At 54.9% G+C, this 17,626-nt stretch carries 17 protein-coding genes; 1 reads left to right on the top strand and 16 read right to left on the bottom strand.

The features are described 5' to 3' along the window. The 11 genes from nuoK to FEAC_RS01980 are packed head-to-tail and all read right to left on the bottom strand — an operon-like array spanning window position 1 to window position 9,941. A complete protein-coding gene (gene nuoK, locus FEAC_RS02030) occupies window positions 1-306 on the bottom strand; it encodes an NADH-quinone oxidoreductase subunit NuoK (RefSeq protein ID WP_035389084.1) in 306 nt (101 codons plus the stop codon). Next, window positions 303-893, bottom strand: a complete 591-nt coding sequence (locus tag FEAC_RS02025) for an NADH-quinone oxidoreductase subunit J (protein WP_052565272.1) — start codon at window positions 891-893, stop codon at window positions 303-305. The genes nuoK and FEAC_RS02025 overlap by 4 nt, the downstream gene beginning before the upstream one ends. Continuing rightward, complete coding sequence (nuoI, locus tag FEAC_RS02020) at window positions 890-1,573, bottom strand: NADH-quinone oxidoreductase subunit NuoI (RefSeq protein ID WP_035389085.1); 684 nt, start codon at window positions 1,571-1,573, stop codon at window positions 890-892. Before nuoI ends, FEAC_RS02025 begins: the two co-directional genes overlap by 4 nt. Then, complete coding sequence (nuoH, locus tag FEAC_RS02015) at window positions 1,560-2,777, bottom strand: NADH-quinone oxidoreductase subunit NuoH (protein ID WP_081901044.1); 1,218 nt, start codon at window positions 2,775-2,777, stop codon at window positions 1,560-1,562. The genes nuoI and nuoH overlap by 14 nt, the downstream gene beginning before the upstream one ends. After that, window positions 2,770-5,286, bottom strand: a complete 2,517-nt coding sequence (gene nuoG / locus FEAC_RS02010) for an NADH-quinone oxidoreductase subunit NuoG (RefSeq protein WP_035389086.1) — start codon at window positions 5,284-5,286, stop codon at window positions 2,770-2,772. The genes nuoH and nuoG overlap by 8 nt, the downstream gene beginning before the upstream one ends. Then, window positions 5,279-6,574, bottom strand: a complete 1,296-nt coding sequence (locus tag FEAC_RS02005; RefSeq protein ID WP_052565270.1) for a complex I 51 kDa subunit family protein — start codon at window positions 6,572-6,574, stop codon at window positions 5,279-5,281. Before FEAC_RS02005 ends, nuoG begins: the two co-directional genes overlap by 8 nt. Then, window positions 6,571-7,158: an NADH-quinone oxidoreductase subunit NuoE family protein gene (locus FEAC_RS02000; protein ID WP_052565268.1), complete on the bottom strand. Its 588-nt coding sequence runs from the start codon at window positions 7,156-7,158 to the stop codon at window positions 6,571-6,573. Before FEAC_RS02000 ends, FEAC_RS02005 begins: the two co-directional genes overlap by 4 nt. Continuing rightward, a complete protein-coding gene (locus tag FEAC_RS01995) occupies window positions 7,159-8,511 on the bottom strand; it encodes an NADH-quinone oxidoreductase subunit D (protein ID WP_081901046.1) in 1,353 nt (450 codons plus the stop codon). It abuts the gene before it with no gap. Then, window positions 8,508-8,957, bottom strand: a complete 450-nt coding sequence (locus tag FEAC_RS01990) for an NADH-quinone oxidoreductase subunit C (RefSeq protein WP_236684584.1) — start codon at window positions 8,955-8,957, stop codon at window positions 8,508-8,510. The genes FEAC_RS01995 and FEAC_RS01990 overlap by 4 nt, the downstream gene beginning before the upstream one ends. Beyond that, window positions 8,938-9,498 carry an NADH-quinone oxidoreductase subunit B gene (locus FEAC_RS01985; protein ID WP_035389088.1) on the bottom strand — a complete coding sequence of 187 codons (561 nt, stop codon included), beginning with the start codon at window positions 9,496-9,498 and terminating at the stop codon, window positions 8,938-8,940. The genes FEAC_RS01990 and FEAC_RS01985 overlap by 20 nt, the downstream gene beginning before the upstream one ends. After that, window positions 9,498-9,941 (bottom strand): NADH-quinone oxidoreductase subunit A, encoded by a 444-nt coding sequence (locus tag FEAC_RS01980; RefSeq protein WP_201773818.1) that lies wholly within the window; start codon window positions 9,939-9,941, stop codon window positions 9,498-9,500. The genes FEAC_RS01985 and FEAC_RS01980 overlap by 1 nt, the downstream gene beginning before the upstream one ends. Before the next feature lie 185 nt (window positions 9,942-10,126). On the opposite strand from FEAC_RS01980, the gene FEAC_RS01975 reads away from it, so the two are divergent. Then, on the top strand, window positions 10,127-11,389 hold the full coding sequence (locus FEAC_RS01975) for a geranylgeranyl reductase family protein (protein WP_160290309.1): 1,263 nt from the start codon (window positions 10,127-10,129) through the stop codon (window positions 11,387-11,389). A gap of 306 nt (window positions 11,390-11,695) precedes the next feature. On the opposite strand, the gene hemL is transcribed toward FEAC_RS01975, so the two are convergent. Genes hemL through hemA form a run of 5 tightly spaced genes read right to left on the bottom strand, consistent with a single transcriptional unit; the run spans window position 11,696 to window position 17,605 of the window. Next, window positions 11,696-12,991, bottom strand: a complete 1,296-nt coding sequence (gene hemL / locus FEAC_RS01970) for a glutamate-1-semialdehyde 2,1-aminomutase (RefSeq protein WP_035389124.1) — start codon at window positions 12,989-12,991, stop codon at window positions 11,696-11,698. Further along, window positions 12,988-13,962 carry a porphobilinogen synthase gene (gene hemB, locus FEAC_RS01965; RefSeq protein WP_035389089.1) on the bottom strand — a complete coding sequence of 325 codons (975 nt, stop codon included), beginning with the start codon at window positions 13,960-13,962 and terminating at the stop codon, window positions 12,988-12,990. Before hemB ends, hemL begins: the two co-directional genes overlap by 4 nt. A gap of 18 nt (window positions 13,963-13,980) precedes the next feature. After that, entirely contained in the window at window positions 13,981-15,441 is a 1,461-nt protein-coding gene (gene cobA / locus FEAC_RS01960) for a uroporphyrinogen-III C-methyltransferase (protein ID WP_052565262.1), read from the bottom strand. Between the two features lie 3 nt (window positions 15,442-15,444). Further along, window positions 15,445-16,338 (bottom strand): hydroxymethylbilane synthase, encoded by an 894-nt coding sequence (gene hemC / locus FEAC_RS01955; protein WP_035389090.1) that lies wholly within the window; start codon window positions 16,336-16,338, stop codon window positions 15,445-15,447. A 13-nt stretch (window positions 16,339-16,351) separates the two neighbouring features. After that, window positions 16,352-17,605 (bottom strand): glutamyl-tRNA reductase, encoded by a 1,254-nt coding sequence (hemA, locus tag FEAC_RS01950; RefSeq protein ID WP_035389091.1) that lies wholly within the window; start codon window positions 17,603-17,605, stop codon window positions 16,352-16,354. Between the last annotated feature and the right edge of the window lie 21 nt (window positions 17,606-17,626).

The following is a 17,626-nucleotide window of genomic DNA, read 5'->3' as shown; positions in this document are numbered from 1 at the left end:
CTAGCCCTTCAAACTCGAGATGTCATCGACTGTGATCGTTGCCCGGTGTCGGAAGATTGCAACGATAATCCCAAGACCAACCACGACCTCAGCGGCCGCTACCACGAGAACAAAGAACACCGCGAGCTGACCACCAACATCATTGAGCATTCTCGCATAAGTCACGAATGTCAAATTGACTGCATTCAGCATCAGCTCAACTGACATGAACATGACTATAACGTTGCGTCGTGTAAGGACCCCGAAAGCCCCGAGACCAAAGAGCAACGCCGCCACAACGAGATACCAACTACCGGGGATCGTCACTGCTGCACCTCTCGTCCTTCGCTGGCTTGTCTTGGTTCGATAACACTTGTCTCAGCCACCATACGGCGCGATAGAATCACAGCACCCACCACCGCAATCACCAACAGGGCAGCGGTGAGCTCAAACGGGAGCAGGTATGTCGTGAATACCGAGCGTGCCAGCACACCGACATTTGAGCCAGTAGTCAACTTGCCCGCGCTCGAGTGCGCCCCAGTGGCCCAAGCACCAGTAGCTACAATGAAAAGCACGGCCAAGATCAGCGCCACGCCAACACCAGCCAACACCACTCGCACAGTGTCACCAGCGAAACTCGCTAGCTCCTCCCGATCCACACCCAACAACATGATGACGAACAAAAACAGGACCACAACAGCTCCTGCATACACGACCACTTGCACTGCCGCAAGGAACTCCGCACCCTCTTCAACGAAGAGAATCGCCACTCCGAAAAGAGTCATGACCAGGAACAGGGCCGCATGCACCGGATAGCGAGCTGTCAAGAGTCCTAGCCCACCAACGGCGATGATGACCACCGACACGATAAAGACAATCAACTGAGGAACCGAAATCACTGAGGCGATGATCACCAGACCTTCCCTCCAATCTTTCGAGCAATCCGATCCGCAAGAATCTCGCGTAGCGGGAACATCGCTGTCATCTCATCCTCTGAAATATCCGACTGGCCTCGCTCTGGAAGCCGGACACCATGGCCCAACTCTCCAGACCAACCAGCGACTCCTTCGAAGTTAGGATCCCCTGATGAAGCGGTGGCTCGCACCCATCCCGAGGTATCCTCCTCGTCCTCATCACGCCAATCCTCGAACGGGGTACGACGTGGATGTCCTTCCTCGTCCACCACAAGCTCCGCCTTGGTGTAGATAGCGTCTTCTCTGCTAGTGAACGAAAACTCAAACATCTTCGACTCGGTGATAGCCTCCGTCGGACAGGCCTCCACACACAAATCGCAGTGAATACAGCGGAGGTAGTTGATCTCATAGACGAAGCCAAAACGCTCACCTGGCGATACCGGTGCCTCTGGGTCGTTGTCGGCCCCACGAACGTAGATGCACCTGGCCGGGCATACTCCGGCGCAGAGCTCGCAGCCGATGCACTTCTCCATCCCATCCGGATACCGGTTCAGCACGTGCCGACCATGGAAGCGAGGTGGCTTTGGTCGCTTTTCTTCCGGGTATTGGCGAGTCACTCGTGGCTCCGCCATCTGCTTGAAGGTTACTTTGAAACCCCCAAGACCACTAAGAATCCCCATGGTCCTCCCTTCTATCTTGAGGTGGCTCAATTTCAGCTCGCGATGGTCGTGCCAACTCCCGAGCTGTGCTCCGGTCACGACCAACGGCAATCGCACGGTAGAGAAGTAGGCCACCGATGATACCGAGACCGACCATAGCGAACCCAAGTGGACGCGAGACTCGCATTGCAGCTACCACTAACAGCCAGACCAGCATGACAGGAATAAGCACCTTCCAACCAAGATCCATCAGTTGGTCATAACGCAGACGTGGAAGCGCGGCCCGGAACCACACATAGATGAAGAAGAAGATCGCAGTCTTGACTATGAACCATGCGATCGGCCAAAGCCAATGGAGGAACTGAGGATCAGGACCATCCGGCCCGCCGAAGAACATGGTGACCATGATCGCGGACATGGTAATAGTGTTCATGTACTCGGCTAGATAGAAGAGGGCGAACCTTATCGATGAGTACTCGGTGTGAAATCCCCCAACCAGCTCCTGTTCAGCCTCGACCAGATCAAATGGCGGTCTATTCACCTCGGCGGTGATGGCGATTATGAAGACAATGAAGGGTATTACTCCTAATCGAATGATATTCCAGTGCGGGATAAAGCCAAGGAAGGTGCCGAGTTGCTGGGTCACCATGTCTCTCGTAGACAGAGATCCAGTAAGCAACACAACGGATGCTATGGATAGGCCCATGGCCGCCTCGTAGGAGATCATCTGAGCAGAGGCTCGCACCGAACCAATCAGTGGGTACTTTGACCCTGAGGACCAACCCGCAAGCATCACACCGTACACCGAAATCGACGACATCGCCAGCAGCAGGAGTATCCCTATGGGAGGATCGGCCACTTGAAGTTCAGTGGTGTGCCCAAAGATGTGCACTATGCCACCCACGGGTACCAAGGTGAAGGTGATAAAAGCAGGAATCACCGACAGATACGGAGCCAGCTTAAAGATGAACTTATCCGATCGCTCAGGAATCAGATCTTCCTTGAAGAATAGCTTGATGCCATCGGCCAGGCTTTGCAGGAGCCCGAATGGACCGGCACGATTAGGGCCAATCCGGTTCTGCATGTCAGAGATGACCTTGCGTTCAATCCAAATCGCCAATAGCACCGAGATCATAAGCGCGATGAAGGCGACAATAACCTTGATCAACACAATCAACACGACAATCCACGTAATGTGTCCCGACAACAGCGGATCGTTACCCATTGCTCTTCTCCACCCTCACTTTGACCCAGGATTGGTCACCCAACAACTGCTGCGTCGCTGGTGTGACTCCTTGTACCGCTAAGAACAACGACTGATCCTTCGCATGCCTGACTACCATCTCAGTAGAGCCTGCTCCCACGAGACGACAGTGGTCACCATCTGCGAGCCCAAGTTCCTTTGCGAGCGCGGGCGCTACAGCGAGTACCGGTTCGCGAATAGCTTGCTTGAGAAATGGGTTGGCCAGTAACCCCGGTGAAGGATCGTACAATCGAGGCACCAGGCTGAGCCAGTACTCACCCTCGGTGAGCGGCTCAAGCTCCATCACTCCTGCCGTCACTGACGATCTCACGGAGGGAAGCGATTTCGGAGCCTCACCAATGCCAAGCGCGAAACCCGGTGATTCACTCGGTTCAATCACATTGCCCGCAGCAAAATTTGCCCCCTGTCGCTCGATCGAAGCGACACCTGGTGTCGCCATCGGATCGAGAACTCGCTGCGTCCGCCTCTCCTCTCTGCGTGAGAGCGGGAAGAGCGGTCCATCTAGTCCATCGCTAAAGTAGTGCGAACCAAGCCCCGAAAGCAACCCGCCCGATTGTGCAAGCTCTCGTGTAATATCAGCCAGGGTCAGAAAACCAAGCTCGTCACCCAGCATCGAAGCTAGTTCGGCAGCGATCATCCACGCTGACCGCGCCTGGCCAACGGGCTCAACCTGGCGTCCCAAACGGAGATGGCGCCACTCGATGTTGAGAGTAGATCCTTGCTGCTCTCCGTAGGCACTCATAGGGAGCACGATCGCCGCATGGTTAGTAGTCGCAGATTCAAACGAGCTCAAGGCAATCACCGTGGTGCGTTCATTCAAGCTCAGAAGCTCATCTTCGGTGAGCCCAAGCCCCATAAGGTCACTATCGAGTACCACAAGGACCGCTACCTCACCACGCAGGGCAGCAGCCACGATCGAATCGGCACTCATGGACGGCTCAACCCCACCACTGGAGCGAATTCCCCTTGGGGCACTAGGAGTGAATCCAACCGCCAATGCACTAGCACCATGAGCTATCCCGCTCAGAACCTTCGCTCGCGGAATACGGCTCAATAGCTCCCCAAGCAAAGTCGTATTCAAAGAGGTGCCAAGAGCGCGATCCCGGCAGCCCGCCATGACTACCACATCATCTAAGTCGCCATCTAGCGCCGCAACAACCGAATCAATAGTAGTCGCAAGATTTGCTGGATCGATAGGAACCCATCGATCGACGATGGACGTCAGATCGGTAGGAACGGCGTTCACTTCGACTACACGAAGGCCGGCACGGATAGCTGCGCGCAGGCGAAGGTGCAAAACCGGAAGCTCATTTTTTGGATCAACATTGAACAAAACCAGCCTGCGTGCGGCCAGCGCCTCATTGATCGACGCTGGATTCCCTAGCAGCAGGGACCCATCAATTCGCACATCAGCAGCACCATCAACAGCGTTGGTTCTAACGACGTCGCTAGCTAACTTAGCCCACGCGTATGTATCCTCAAGGGTCAGGGACGCGCTAGAAAGCACCGCAACAGCTGATGCACCGCGCTCATCGATCGCCCTTTTCATAGTCGACGCTGCTGCTCGGAGGGCCTTTGTCCAGGAAACCTCTACTGGGCCATCTTGATCCTTTAGTCTCGGGCGTGTCACCCGATGCTCCACGTTATTGACCTCGCTGGTTGAGAACCTTCCACGGTCACAGAGCCAGCTATGGTTTATCGCATCCGAATCGATGCCTAGCATCCGTGTCAATTCATTTTGGCTTGACTGCAGACTTACTTGGCAACCCATATCACACTGCGTGCAGGTCGATGCAGACTGAATGAGATCCCATGGCCGTGCCTTGAATCGATATGGCGTGGTGGTCAGCGCTCCGACTGGGCAGATCTGTGCGACGTTGCCAGAGAAGTACGAGTCAAAATCGACGTTCGAAAATGTCGAGATGCGCAAAGTTCCACCACGACCAGCGAAGTCTATGAGTGGCTCTCCTGCCACTTCATCGGCGAAGCGCGTGCACCGATCGCACTGGATGCAACGCTCCCGATCGAGCTTTATGAGCCGAGATATCGGAATCGGCTTAGCATAATGTCGCTTCTCCTCCACGAAGCGGGTCTCGCCAGAGCCATGAGCGAAGGCCTGATCCTGAAGAGGGCATTCACCTCCCTTGTCGCATACGGGACAATCAAGGGGATGGTTGGCAAGCAGGAACTCTAAAACTCCATGTTGGGCCTTCTTCACCGCGTCTGACTCAGTGAAGACCTCCATCCCATCGGCCACATCAAGATAGCATGAAGGCTGTAGCGATACCCCACGCGGTCCCTTGACCTCCACCAAACACATCCGACACATGCCCACAGCAGACATACGGGGGTGATAACAAAATCGAGGCACGTGGATTCCAGCTTCATCGAGTGCATCGATCAACTTGACCCCTTTACGAGCTTGCAGGGGTTGACCGTCGAATGTTACGGCTACCAGCTCATCAGGCATGAGGGCACCGTCCTTCCTTGATATGAATGAGGAAATCATCACGAAAATGTTGGATGGCTGCGTTGACTGAGGGAGGAATGGACGGCCCCAAAACACAGATCGTTGTCTGAGCTGGTGGCCACTTAATCCCCGGGGAGATGTTATCGCACAGGTCCAAGAGAAGATCTAGATCAGCCTCTCTACCCTCACCTTCCTCAATTCGTCTGAGGATTTTGTCTATCCAGGCTCCACCCTCACGACACGGAGTACACTGCCCACACGACTCTCTCGCAAAAAAACGCGCTATCCGCCAAGCCGAACGGACGGGGCACGACGAGTCATCCATAACGATGACCGAACCTGACCCCAACATAGAGCCAGCCTTTGCGACCTCGTCTTGCCCCAGAGGAATATCAAGGTGTTCAGGGAAGAACCAGGGGGCCGATACGCCTCCCGGAATGAAGGCGAGCAGTTCACGACCCGGTTCGAGCCCCTGGCCATACTCTTGGCCGAAGATCAAATCTCTGAAGGTTATCTTGGTCATCTCTACCTCGTATGGACCAGGTCTGCGCACTTGTCCAGAGAGTGCAAAGAGGCGGGTACCGGTGGAACGCCCCTGGCCGAGCGCCTTGAAGGCCTCACCTCCGTGCTGCACTATCCAAGGAAGATTCGATACCGTCTCGACATTATTGACGATGGTTGGCTCTCCGTAGAGCCCAATCACCGCCGGAAAATAAGGGGGTTTGATCCTTGGGAAACCTCGCTTACCCTCCAAGGATTCGATAAGAGAGGTCTCCTCACCGCATATATAGGCGCCAGCGCCGGGCTGCAGCACTATATCCACCGAAAACGACGACCCGAAAATAGAACGTCCGAGCGCGTTCCTAGCGTAGGCCTCATTTATGGCTTGCTGAACTCTCTCAAGGCCAAGGGCAAACTCGCCGCGCAGATAGATCACGACAAATGACGCTCCTATGGCATAGGCAGCAATCGTCGCTCCCTCAACCAACTGATGAGGGTCGTTCTCTACAAGGAGATGGTCCTTAAAGGTCGCAGGCTCACTCTCATCACCGTTAATCACCAGATATCGTCGAGGAGCCTTCCGAAGCATGGACCATTTGCGTCCAGCCTCAAAACCTGCACCTCCACGACCCAACAGATTGGCGGTCGTTACCTGATCGGCCACCTCTTGGGGGGTGAGCTCTAGAAGTGCCTTGCGAAGCCCCTGATCTCCTCCAGTGGCTAGAAAACGTTCTAGGGTTTGCGAGTCCTCATAATGCAGGCGGGCTCCAACAATTCGGTCAGTCACTCTGCTTCTCCCGCTCTGTTGCGATCTATCTCCTCCATCGGGATCACCGCAGGCGCCTGTCGGCGTATACGAATAAGCGTCCCATGCGGTGGCACCTCCTCGTTCAACTCTCCATTACGGAGCTTGGAGACCAGCGACTCAAAGCTCTGTCGATCAAGCGGACCGAAGTATCGGTAGTTCACCTGTGCAGCCGGCGCTTGGTCGCAGTGAGCAATACACTCCACCTCCTCCAAGGTGAAGAGGCGGTCCTGAGTTGTGGCGCCGACAGGGAGATCGAGTATCTCCTCTGCATCCTCAAGCAACTCGTAAGCTCCTCGCAACATACAGGCGATGTTGGTGCATACTCCGATCACGTATCTTCCAACTGGCTCCAGCTTGAGCATGTCGTAAAAAGACGCAGTACCTTGGACCTCTGCAGCGGTCGAGCCGACCAGTTCGGCGATATGTGCCATGGCCTCATTAGTTACATATCCGTCCTGCTCCTGTGCTAGATGGCAGAGCGGGATCGTGGCAGAGCGAGGATCCGGATATAGGGCAACCAACTCCTCTGCACGACTCAACATTTCATCCGAGAAACGCGCCACCTAACGATCCACCTCTCCCATAACTGGGTCAACCGACGATATAACGGCCACAGCATCTGCCAACATTCCACCGTGCAACATCACGGGAAGACTCTGCAAGTTCACAAACGATGGTCCGCGTATGTGCATCCGAAACGGCCTAGCCGAACCATCCGATACCATGTAGCACCCCAGTTCACCGCGGGGCGATTCGATTGCCACATAGCTCTCCCCTGGCGGGATACGAATACCCTCAGTGAATAGCTTGAAGTGATGAATAAGCGCCTCCATGGACTCGTCAATCCGTGCGCGAGGAGGAGGTGTAACCTTTGGATCCAGCGTACGATACGGTCCGCTGGGCATGCGTTCTAGTATCTGACGCACGATAGAGATCGACTCTCGAATCTCAAACAAGCGCACTGCGTAACGGTCATAGGTGTCACCAACACTTCCGACGATGACATCGAAATCAAGCTGATCGTAGAATAGGTAAGGCATCTCCTTGCGTAAATCCCAAGGAACACCAGACGCGCGAAGAATTGGACCCGAAGCGGACAGGGCAACGGCCTCCTGGGGGCTCATAATCCCTACCCCGACAACCCGCTCACGAAAAATAGGCTGACCAGTGATGAGCTCGTCGTAGTCACTAGTACGAGCCTCAATGGTGTCGATGATGGCGGTCACGTCATCTTCCCAACCATCCGGTAGATCGGCAGCTACCCCTCCAACTCGAATGTAGTTGTTGTTCATCCGGAGGCCGGAGGTCTTCTCGAAGAACGACAGCACCATCTCGCGATCGCGGAACCCGAAAATCATCATCGACGTAGAACCAAGGTCCATCCCGTTGGTCGCTAGCCACATCACATGCGAGGCGATACGATTGAGTTCAGACATGAGCATACGGATCCAAGTTGCACGCTCTGGCAGCTCTATACCGAGCAAGCTCTCGGCGGCAAGGCAAAAGACCAACTCGTTGTTCAATGGAGATAAGTAGTCCATGCGGGTAACGTTCGTAGTACCCTGAAGGTAGGTCAAGTTTTCGGCGGTCTTCTCCATGCCCGTGTGCAGATAGCCAACGACTGGCTTAGAGCGGAGTACGGTCTCGCCCTCTATCTCGAGCATGATACGCAATACTCCGTGGGTAGACGGGTGCTGAGGGCCCATATTGATGATCATGCGACCATCGTCTGAGTCGCCCTCCAGTTCTGCCTCACCCTCGGGGATCCTCAATGTAGCCCCAGTCTCCTTTGCGAGCGCGGCAGCGGTGGTAGCTGATCGCTCACCAAGCTCTTGGGGACCCTCGGAGGTCTCTTGCGCCAATCCGAATCGATTATCTCCATCAGGACGCACGACGGTGTAAATAGAGTTACTCATCGGTTACGCTTCACCTCCTTGAACTGCACCGGCACTCTGCCCACTCCGTAGTCCTTGCGGAGTGGATGACCCTCCCAATCTTCGGGCAAGAGAATGCGGGTAAGGTCAGGATGATTCTCGAAACGAATCCCGAAGAGGTCATAGACCTCCCGTTCCATAGCCTCGGCGCCAGGGTAGAGAGCAAAGATCGATGGGGCCACAGGGTTCTGCTCAGGAATCTGTACCCGCAGTCGGAGAATCGCCGGTGGAGCGAACGATCGCAGATTAACGACGAGTTCGAATCGCTCCAGCTTTAGGTCATTCGTCATGGCTCGCGTCTGGTCATTGAGATAGTCAACACAGGTGATATCGGCCAAGTAGATGTAACCCGCCTGGTGACGTGCCTCGACCGTTGAGAGGTAATCAGACCTCTCCAAAATAATCACATCAGACAAGATCCTGGACACCTCCGAGTACCTTGCTGGTCGCTGGCTCGCCGATCATGCGAACCGTTGTTCCCTTCTCTCCAGCGGCACGTCGTCGTACAATATCGCCGGTCTGAATCTGGTGGTGGAGGGTGAGAATCGCGTGCATCAACGTCTCTGGTCCAGGAGGACATCCAGGCGCATAGATGTCAACCGGTACGATCTGATCAACGCCTTGCACGATCGCATAGTTGTTGAACATGCCACCGGTAGACGCGCACACACCCATCGAGATAACCCACTTTGGCTCCATCATCTGATCGTAGACCTGGCGGAGCACCGGAGCCATTTTTTGAGATACGCGTCCGGCCACGATCATGAGATCCGACTGTCGAGGGGAGGCTCGAAAAACCTCCATCCCGAACCGAGCTAGATCGAAGTCAGCCGCTCCGCTGGCCATCATCTCGATGGCGCAGCACGCTAGCCCAAAAGTTGCTGGCCAGACACTCGCCTTGCGAGCCCACTGAACTAACTTCTCCACATTTCCGGTTAGGAAGTTATAACTCAGATCTTCAAGCGGCATCAGCCTCGCCCTCCTCGAACCATCGACGCAGTAAGTTCTCCCAGATCGACACGATGAGCGACTCGGGTATCGACAGAGGCACCTCTCTTTGGACCCCAGCTCAAAGCGCCGTTGGCAACAAGATAAGCGAACGCAATGAACACAACCAGAGCAAACGTCGCGATCTCAATCACTCCGAAAGTACCAAGTGCACCTGCAGCCGCAGCAAACGGGTAGAGAAAAATAATCTCTATGTCAAAGATGATGAATATCATGGCTACGAGGTAAAACCTCACCGGAAACCGTTCCGCCACCTCGGATCGTGGAACAATGCCACACTCGTAGGGCGCAGACTTAGCCCGGTGCGGACGCCGTGGAGCAAAGAGCCCGGAAGCCACAAAGGAACCCGAAGCAAAGAGAGCGCCAAGCACAAGCATGACGACTATTGGAAGGTATTGAGTCACCCTACTCCATTTCTATCGGTACAGTTACAAAGGCTGGCGTGGCCGTCGCTCACGCACACTCCTATCTTGGTACGGTTTCACCCTTGCGCGCAAATCCAGAGGGCAGCTACCTCTTCTAGCGTCAAAAGTCCCGTGTCTTATGCGCATTATGAACTATCACCTATACCCAGTCTACGATAGAGTGTGTGAACAAAACTCTCGAAGGAACAGGAACGGCGGACGTTATAGTCGTGGGAGGCGGCCCAGCGGGGGCTGCTGTAGCCTATTGGCTCGCCATCCGCGGAGTATCGGTAATTGTGGTCGAAAAGAAGCGCTTCCCTCGCGACAAGACCTGCGGTGATGGACTCACCCCACGTGCCGTCGTTCAACTCGAAGCCATGGGTTTACAGTCGATGCTTGATTCTCAACACAAATACCTTGGGATACATGCAATGGCCTTTGGTCGTTCTTACCAGCTGCCTTGGCCGAGCGTTCCAAATTACCCCAACTACGGCTATGTCGTCCGTCGATCCGTCCTCGACCAGGCAGTTCTCGAGCGCGCTAGCGAAGTTGGCGCGCAGGTGCTCTACCACCACGAATCGATAGAGGCAACGACGCGTTCCGGACATATTGAATCGCTAAGAGTACGGGATTTAGGAGCCAACGTAGACCTTTGCCTCACCGCAAAGGTCTACGTCTTCGCGGAGGGCTCCAACGCACGAATCGCTCGCTCACTCGGCGCCCATCGTGACGTTAGTAAGCCACTAGGGCTAGCAATACGTGGCTACTTCCCAACTGACAGATCCAACGAAGACTGGATTGAGTCACATCTGGATCTTCGAGATGAGACTGGTGCCACCATACCTGGCTATGGCTGGATCTTCCCGGCGGGCGACGGTACTGCGAACGTCGGTTTTGGCCTACTATCAAACAGCAAGCGGTGGCGCAAAATGAACACCACACACGCCCTCGAAAGGTTCGTCGCACAGACGCAACCGGAGTGGCACTTCCCCGCCGACGAAGGACTGCGAGGGGCTACCGGCGGCAAGCTACCAATGGGTCTGAGTGTCGAACCCCGATCTGGAGCGAACTTTCTCCTAGTTGGCGACGCCGCAGCGGCGATCAATCCATTCAATGGCGAGGGAATCTCGTATGGTTACGAGACCGGAAGAATGGCGGCGAATGCTATCACACAGAGCCTCGGCACTAACGATCCACGACCTGTGGCCGAATTCAGCGCGACCCTCCAGGCCCGCTATGCAGGTTATTACGCGGCCGGTCGGCTATTTGTGAAGGCGATCTCCAATCCTCTCCTGATGTCGTCTGGAGTGTGGCTCGCGATGCGATCCAAAGCAACTATGTCTCCAGTGGTGGCGATCATGGCGAACCTTATGGCAGGCTCCACGCCAGATCGCATAGAACAGATATATAGCTTCACCCAACGACTGCACGAAAGACAAGCTGTCTAGCTAACGACTCTCTACAACGACCTGGCCATTCCATAGTTCTGGATATGGTAGTTCTGGATATGGTCAAGTATCGGCAGGAATTCACACGAGCTGGAACGGCCTAGGCGGCAGTGTTGCTTGCCTCTCATTATGCAGCTTCATGTCTCTTGGCCGATACAACGGCAACCAGCGACTATCACCCGCTAAACCTGCTTCGTTTACCATTCCTCCATCACAGATATTGACCAAACATCAACGCCAACGCAGGAACCGCAGCTGACTTCGTTGCGACATGCGAGGGAAGCATCTCAACGAAGGAGGAAAGACCTATCGGCTCTTAGCCCACAGATCTCGGGCCTCGACAGCGGCTGCAGAGGCGATATCGATTGTCTTGTCAACATCATCAACGGTATGGGCAAGCCCAGGGAACAGAACCTCATAGGGCCCAGGTGCCATTGCTATGCCGCGCTTGAGCATCGCATGAAAGAAGTGGGCATAGATGCCTCGCTCCACCGACGAGACTGCTTCCCGATAGTTCGTCACCGGTTCATCGGCGAAGAAAATACCGAGCAATGACTCAACACGTTGAATCTGCACGGCTAGATCTGCCTCTTCGATCACCTTGGTAAGCCCAAAGGCCAACTGCTCAGCCCGACCAGCCAACATTCGATAGCTTGCAGAGTTCAGTTGCCGAAGCGCGGCCGACCCTGCCGCCGTCGCCAGCGGATTACCCGACAACGTCCCTGCCTGGTAGACAGGACCGGTTGGTGCTAGATATGCCATGATCTCCTCAGGTCCCGCGACCGCGCCGACCGGAAGTCCCCCTCCAATAACCTTACCAAAGCACCAAAGGTCGGGTGTGACCCCGAAAAGCGTTGACGCACCACCCTCTGCAATACGGAAGCCGGTGATTACCTCGTCAAAAATTAACAACGCACCAGCCTCGGTGGCGAGTCTCCGCAGCTCTTGTAAAAAGCCAGCTGACGCTGGTACTAGTCCCATATTGGCAGCCACCGGCTCCACAATAACCGCAGCGACATCCTCGCCAATCTTGGGAAGCTCGTTATAGGGGGCCACGATGGTGTCGAGCACTGCAGCCGGTGTAACGCCCACCGATGCCGGGAGGCCGAGCGACGCAACCCCAGAACCACTCGAAGCTAGCAGAGCATCAGAATGGCCGTGATAACACCCCTCGAACTTGATGATCTTCGATCGGCCAGTCACACCTCGCGCCAGACGGAGGGCGGTCATAGTTGCCTCGGTACCTGAACTTGTCAGGCGCACAAGGTCTATCCCAGGTACCTTCGCTTTGATACGTTCTGCTAGTTCCACCTCGCCAAGCGTCGGCGCCCCAAAGGTAGTACCCTTTCGAGCCGCATCCATCACTGCCGCCAGAACACCGTCGTCTCCGTGCCCATGAATAATCGCCCCATACGACTGGACATAATCTAGATATCGACGACCCTCGATATCGACAACATAGGATCCATGACCCTCTCGGATAAAAAATGGACTCCCACCAACGGAAGTGAATGAACGCACCGGCGAATTGACACCTCCAACTAGCGATGCGCAGGCACGAGAGAATGCAGCTTCATTTCCCATGGAGACCTCGTTGCTCATATCCATCCTGCCGCCTCCTTGGCAAAGTAGGTGAGGACGTTGTCCGCACCGGCTCGGACTATTGCGGTCAACGACTCAATAATCGTCTGCTTTCGGTCTATGAACCCCGCCTGCGATGCTGAAATTATCATCGAATACTCCCCTGATACTTGGTAGGCCGTCAACGGGACTGGGCAGAAAGCTCGAATCTTTGCAAGCACATCGAGATAGTATGAGGCTGGCTTGACCATTACCATATCGGCACCTTCCGCTAGATCCAACTCAACCTCGTGTAACGCCTCACGCTGATTTCGATAGTCCTGTTGATAGGCGCGTCGATCGCCCCCATCGGCAATCTGAACATCGACCGCCTCTCGGAACGGCCCGTAGAGAGCAGAGGCGTATTTGGCAGAGTAGGCCAGAATGCCACACTCCGTTGCGTGCATGTCATCGAGCGCCTCTCTGATCGCGGCGACCTGATGATCCATCATGCCTGAAGGTGCGACCATATCGACACCAGCACTCGCAAGCGATTGAGCAAGTTCCTGATAACGGAGCAAGGTGCGGTCGTTGTCGACTCGTCCCATTGCATCTAGCACGCCACAATGTCCATGCGAGGTGTACTCATCCAGGCACAGATCGCTAAATACAAAGACCGAGTCGCCGAAGGTATCCTTCAACTCGCTAATCGTGCGTTGTAGGATGAAGTCGGATCGACATGCATAGCTGCCATCCTCGTCCTTGTGATCAGTCACTCCAAAGAGGAGGACACTAGAGACACCGCAATCCAGGAGAGCGCGAACCTCCTCGATGGCACTCGCCGTCGAGTGCTGTACAACTCCAGGCATAGATGCGATTGGCACCGGATGACTAATTCCCTCGCGGACGAACATCGGCAGAATAAACTGCTGGCGATGGAGTCGCGTCTCTGCGACAAGGTCTCGCACTTGAGCGGTTGCTCGCAACCGCCGTGGTCGTCGAAAATGTTCCATAACCTCTAGCCTACCCAACTACGAATCAGCTGGCGAGGAGGCGAGCCAGGAAAGCAACTCCGTCAAACCTTGCACCGAATATTCTTGTGCGACATGAATCTGATCGATGCCAACGCCTCGCAGACGATCCGCCGTCACCGGTCCAATAGCTACGGCCCGCTTCGGCTTCACCTCTGGATATTGGGCACGATAACCATCCACGGTTGAGGCAGCAGTGAAGACGGTCACATCCAATGCCGCAGCAAGGTCCGGCGTCATCATCGGCTCTGGGATATGGACCTGATAGGCCTCAACAACGTCCACAGACCAGCCTTTGGCAGTCAGTCCTTCCGGCACGACTTCCCGGGCTACACGAGCTCGAGGGAATAACACTCTGCCACTTCCTTCAGGAAAGCTCGCCACCAATGATTCCCCAACAAACTCTGTAGGCATGAGATCACAGCCAACTCGATGACGTTCTAACGCTGACCTGGTCCCAGAACCGATACAGGCTATCTTGGTTCCAGCCAACGTCCTCAGATCAGCAATCTCATTCAGTGTCCGCTCAACACCATTCTTTGAGGTAAACACAAGCCAATCGTAAGCATCGATCTCCCGCAGTGCGGCTTTCAAAGCTAGCCCTCCGTCAGACGGATCACGAATCTCGATCGCAGGCGCCTGAACGACCGTTGCTCCAAAGTCACGTAATCCAACTGCAAGCTCGTCACCAACATCGAAGGGCCTGAGGAGGTGGATACTCCAACCGGCCAATGGAAGCGATCGACGCCAACCCAGGTCAACACCTGCTGTCTTGCCGATAACGATAACCGCCGGAGACGCAATCTCTATATCCGCCAACTGACCGACGGTCGTCCGGAGACAACGTTCCTGAGCCCAGGTGACAGATTCGATCGCGGTGACAGAGGTTGCGGTATCCATACCCGCGTCCACCAGCGCCTTAGCAATGACGCCTCGATGTGCAACGCCCATCAAAACGACGATGGTGAGCCCAGAATTGACCAAGGCTGACCAGTCGTAGTCGAGTGGCGCATCAGCGTGCCGGTGACCGGTGATGACGATATAGCCATCTGCAAGACCTCGGTGCGTTACGGGCACACCAGCAAACATTGGACCCGCTAAGGCAGACGTGATGCCGGGGACGACTTCCACCGCAATATCAGCTCCAAGTAACGCATCAACCTCTTCACCCCCTCGTCCAAAGAGAAACGGATCTCCGCCTTTGAGGCGAACGACAAGCTCATGCGACCGGCTCAAACGGATAAGTTCTCGATTGATTGCATCTTGCGAAAATGAGGTCTTCCCGGGTCGCTTCCCTACATCGACTATCTCAACGTGCTTTGGGATCAGCTGTTTAAGTCGGACATCAACTAAAAAATCTGTTACGACGACATCAGCCTTCCGCAACAGTTCCAAGCCTCTAACGGTGATCAGACCTGGATCTCCAGGTCCCGCCCCTACCAGTGCTACTCGCGCGACCAAGTTCTACTCCGCAGGTTCCGCTACGGAGAGAAGCTCAAGCGCTCCACGCTCTATCAAATTCTTCGCCAGCGAGCGGCCAAGCTCGATCGGCTCATCCCCACTTTGGGCCGCCCGCAGAACTCTTGTTCCGTCACTCTTGGCCACCATGCCATAGAGCATTAGTCCGTCTTCACCTGCTCTCGCAAACCCACCAATCGGAAGACTGCATCCAGTCCCAAACACCTGGAGAAAACTCCGCTCTGCAAGTATCTCCTGCTGAGTGTCGCGATCATTGATCGACGCTAGGAGTCCGAGCATCTCGAAATCGTCCGAACGGCACTCCACCGCAATAGCTCCCTGACCAACTTGAGGCAGCATAACCTCCGGCTCTAGGATCTCCATCACAGGTGGGTGGAGATCTAATCGTTCGAGTGCAGCAGCTGCCACAAAAATGGCATCCATCCGCTGTCCTTTTTTGAGTCTCGTACGAATATTGCCTCGAAGTATCTCAATCTCGACATCCGGACGCAGCGCTAGCAATTGAGCCGCTCGCCGGGTAGAAGATGTTCCCACGTGAGCACCACGAGGGAGATCCTTTAGCAGGGAGCCGACAATCACGTCACGAGGATCCGCGCGTGCGAGCCAAGCAGCGACCTCGAGTCCCCCAACGATAGCACTAGGAAGATCCTTTGCAGAGTGGACCGCCAACCTCACCTGACTATCCAGCAACTTCTGTTGTACCTCTTTAACAAATACTCCTTGACCGCCAATCTCGGCGAGGTTGCGATCAGCTGACCGATCGCCCTCTGTCTCAACTATGACGATCTCCGTTGGTGTGGGTAGGAGCGCGGCAACGAGGTTTGCTTGCCACAGAGCTAACTCCGAACCACGAGTAGCTATTCTTACAGAATCGGACATTTTGGAGGTACAATCACAATCGGAAGATCGTCTTGAAGTCTTCTAGAAACTCCGCAAAACCCTCTGCTCCAGCTCGTTCTCTCAGGGAGGAAGCAGGGTGATGAAGCAACTTATTCACTATCCTATGAGTTAGAAGCTCGAGTTCTTGGGCGACCCTTGGGTCGCTGGAACCCAACCTTTTCAATGACCGACTGAGCTCGCTAACTCGCACCTGTTCAGCCTCTTCATACAAACTTCGGAGCACTGGATTCATGTCCTGCAACCACGCCAACTCACCGAAGTCTGCCAATTCAGATTCGATAATAAGCTCAACAGCATCGACTGCTTCCATGCGTTCCGCAAGCTGATCGGACACGAACTTATTCACATCGTCGAGATCTAGAAGTACCACACCGGCAAGCTCGGCCATGCCTCGATCGATCGTTCGTGGTCTGCAAAGATCTATGATGCGTAACCCAGAGTATCCTTCAAGCATCGAGGCATCAAGAGACATCCTGTCAGAGGAACCAGCCATGACCAGGGTATCGAGTGAAGCAAGCTGACTCGACAAGTCGCTTGTTGGAGCAACTGCAACACCTACCAGCTCTCGAAGCAGGAGCTCGCGGCGCTCCGGTGACGAGGACATGACCGTAACCGTGGCACCTCTATCAACCAGAACTCGTGCTACTTCAGATCCGATCGCCCCCGACCCCACCACACCGACTCGAGGGGAAAATCCTGGGAGATCACTCTCCAGAGACATCGCGAGCAATGCAGCAGCAGACGTGACCGAAACATTTCCAGAGCCAATTAGCGTCTCATTGCGTATACGTTTCCCCACTTCCAGTGCACGTTCAAAATATCTGCCAAGGGAGCCCGAAACAATTTTGCTATCACGAGCAGCCATTAATGCCTGTTTTACCTGCGACAAAATTTCACTCTCGCCAACAATCGTGGACTCCAACCCTCCCGTCACTCTCAAAAGGTGCCGGACTGCGGCCCTTCCGTACATTACACGGGTAACCGGCTGAACTTCTGTTACAGGAAGCTGCAATGCTCGCGCGAGGACTGACGCCACCTCGTCGACTGTTGAATGAAACTGACCTGCCATGACATAGAGCTCAGTACGCGCACAGGTGCATAGCAGCAATGCCTCTTCGATGGAGCCATCTTCGATTAGACCTCGAAGAGCAGAGCGAAGCCCCTCCTCATCAGGTCGAGTGAGCGCAAACCGATCAAACTCGACACCGACATCAGCCTCATTAACACTTAAAAGTATGACAGACATGCACTACCACCGCAACAAAAA

It is taken from the genome of Ferrimicrobium acidiphilum DSM 19497 (assembly GCF_000949255.1).
In the GTDB taxonomy this organism is placed as follows: Bacteria; Actinomycetota; Acidimicrobiia; order Acidimicrobiales; family Acidimicrobiaceae; genus Ferrimicrobium; species Ferrimicrobium acidiphilum.
Note: the sequence above shows the minus strand (reverse complement) of the source record. Positions and strands in the feature narration are given on the sequence as shown.

Excerpts from the sequence above, each read along its gene's own strand:
- nuoI (WP_035389085.1), bottom strand. The coding sequence starts at position 1,573 with ATGGGGATTCTTAGTGGTCTTGGGGGTTTCAAAGTAACCTTCAAGCAG.
- nuoH (WP_081901044.1), bottom strand. The coding sequence starts at position 2,777 with ATGGGTAACGATCCGCTGTTGTCGGGACACATTACGTGGATTGTCGTG.
- nuoG (WP_035389086.1), bottom strand. The coding sequence starts at position 5,286 with ATGCCTGATGAGCTGGTAGCCGTAACATTCGACGGTCAACCCCTGCAA.
- FEAC_RS01995 (WP_081901046.1), bottom strand. The coding sequence starts at position 8,511 with ATGAGTAACTCTATTTACACCGTCGTGCGTCCTGATGGAGATAATCGA.
- FEAC_RS01985 (WP_035389088.1), bottom strand. The coding sequence starts at position 9,498 with ATGCCGCTTGAAGATCTGAGTTATAACTTCCTAACCGGAAATGTGGAG.
- hemL (WP_035389124.1), bottom strand. The coding sequence starts at position 12,991 with ATGAGCAACGAGGTCTCCATGGGAAATGAAGCTGCATTCTCTCGTGCC.
- hemB (WP_035389089.1), bottom strand. The coding sequence starts at position 13,962 with ATGGAACATTTTCGACGACCACGGCGGTTGCGAGCAACCGCTCAAGTG.
- hemC (WP_035389090.1), bottom strand. The coding sequence starts at position 16,338 with ATGTCCGATTCTGTAAGAATAGCTACTCGTGGTTCGGAGTTAGCTCTG.
- hemA (WP_035389091.1), bottom strand. The coding sequence starts at position 17,605 with ATGTCTGTCATACTTTTAAGTGTTAATGAGGCTGATGTCGGTGTCGAG.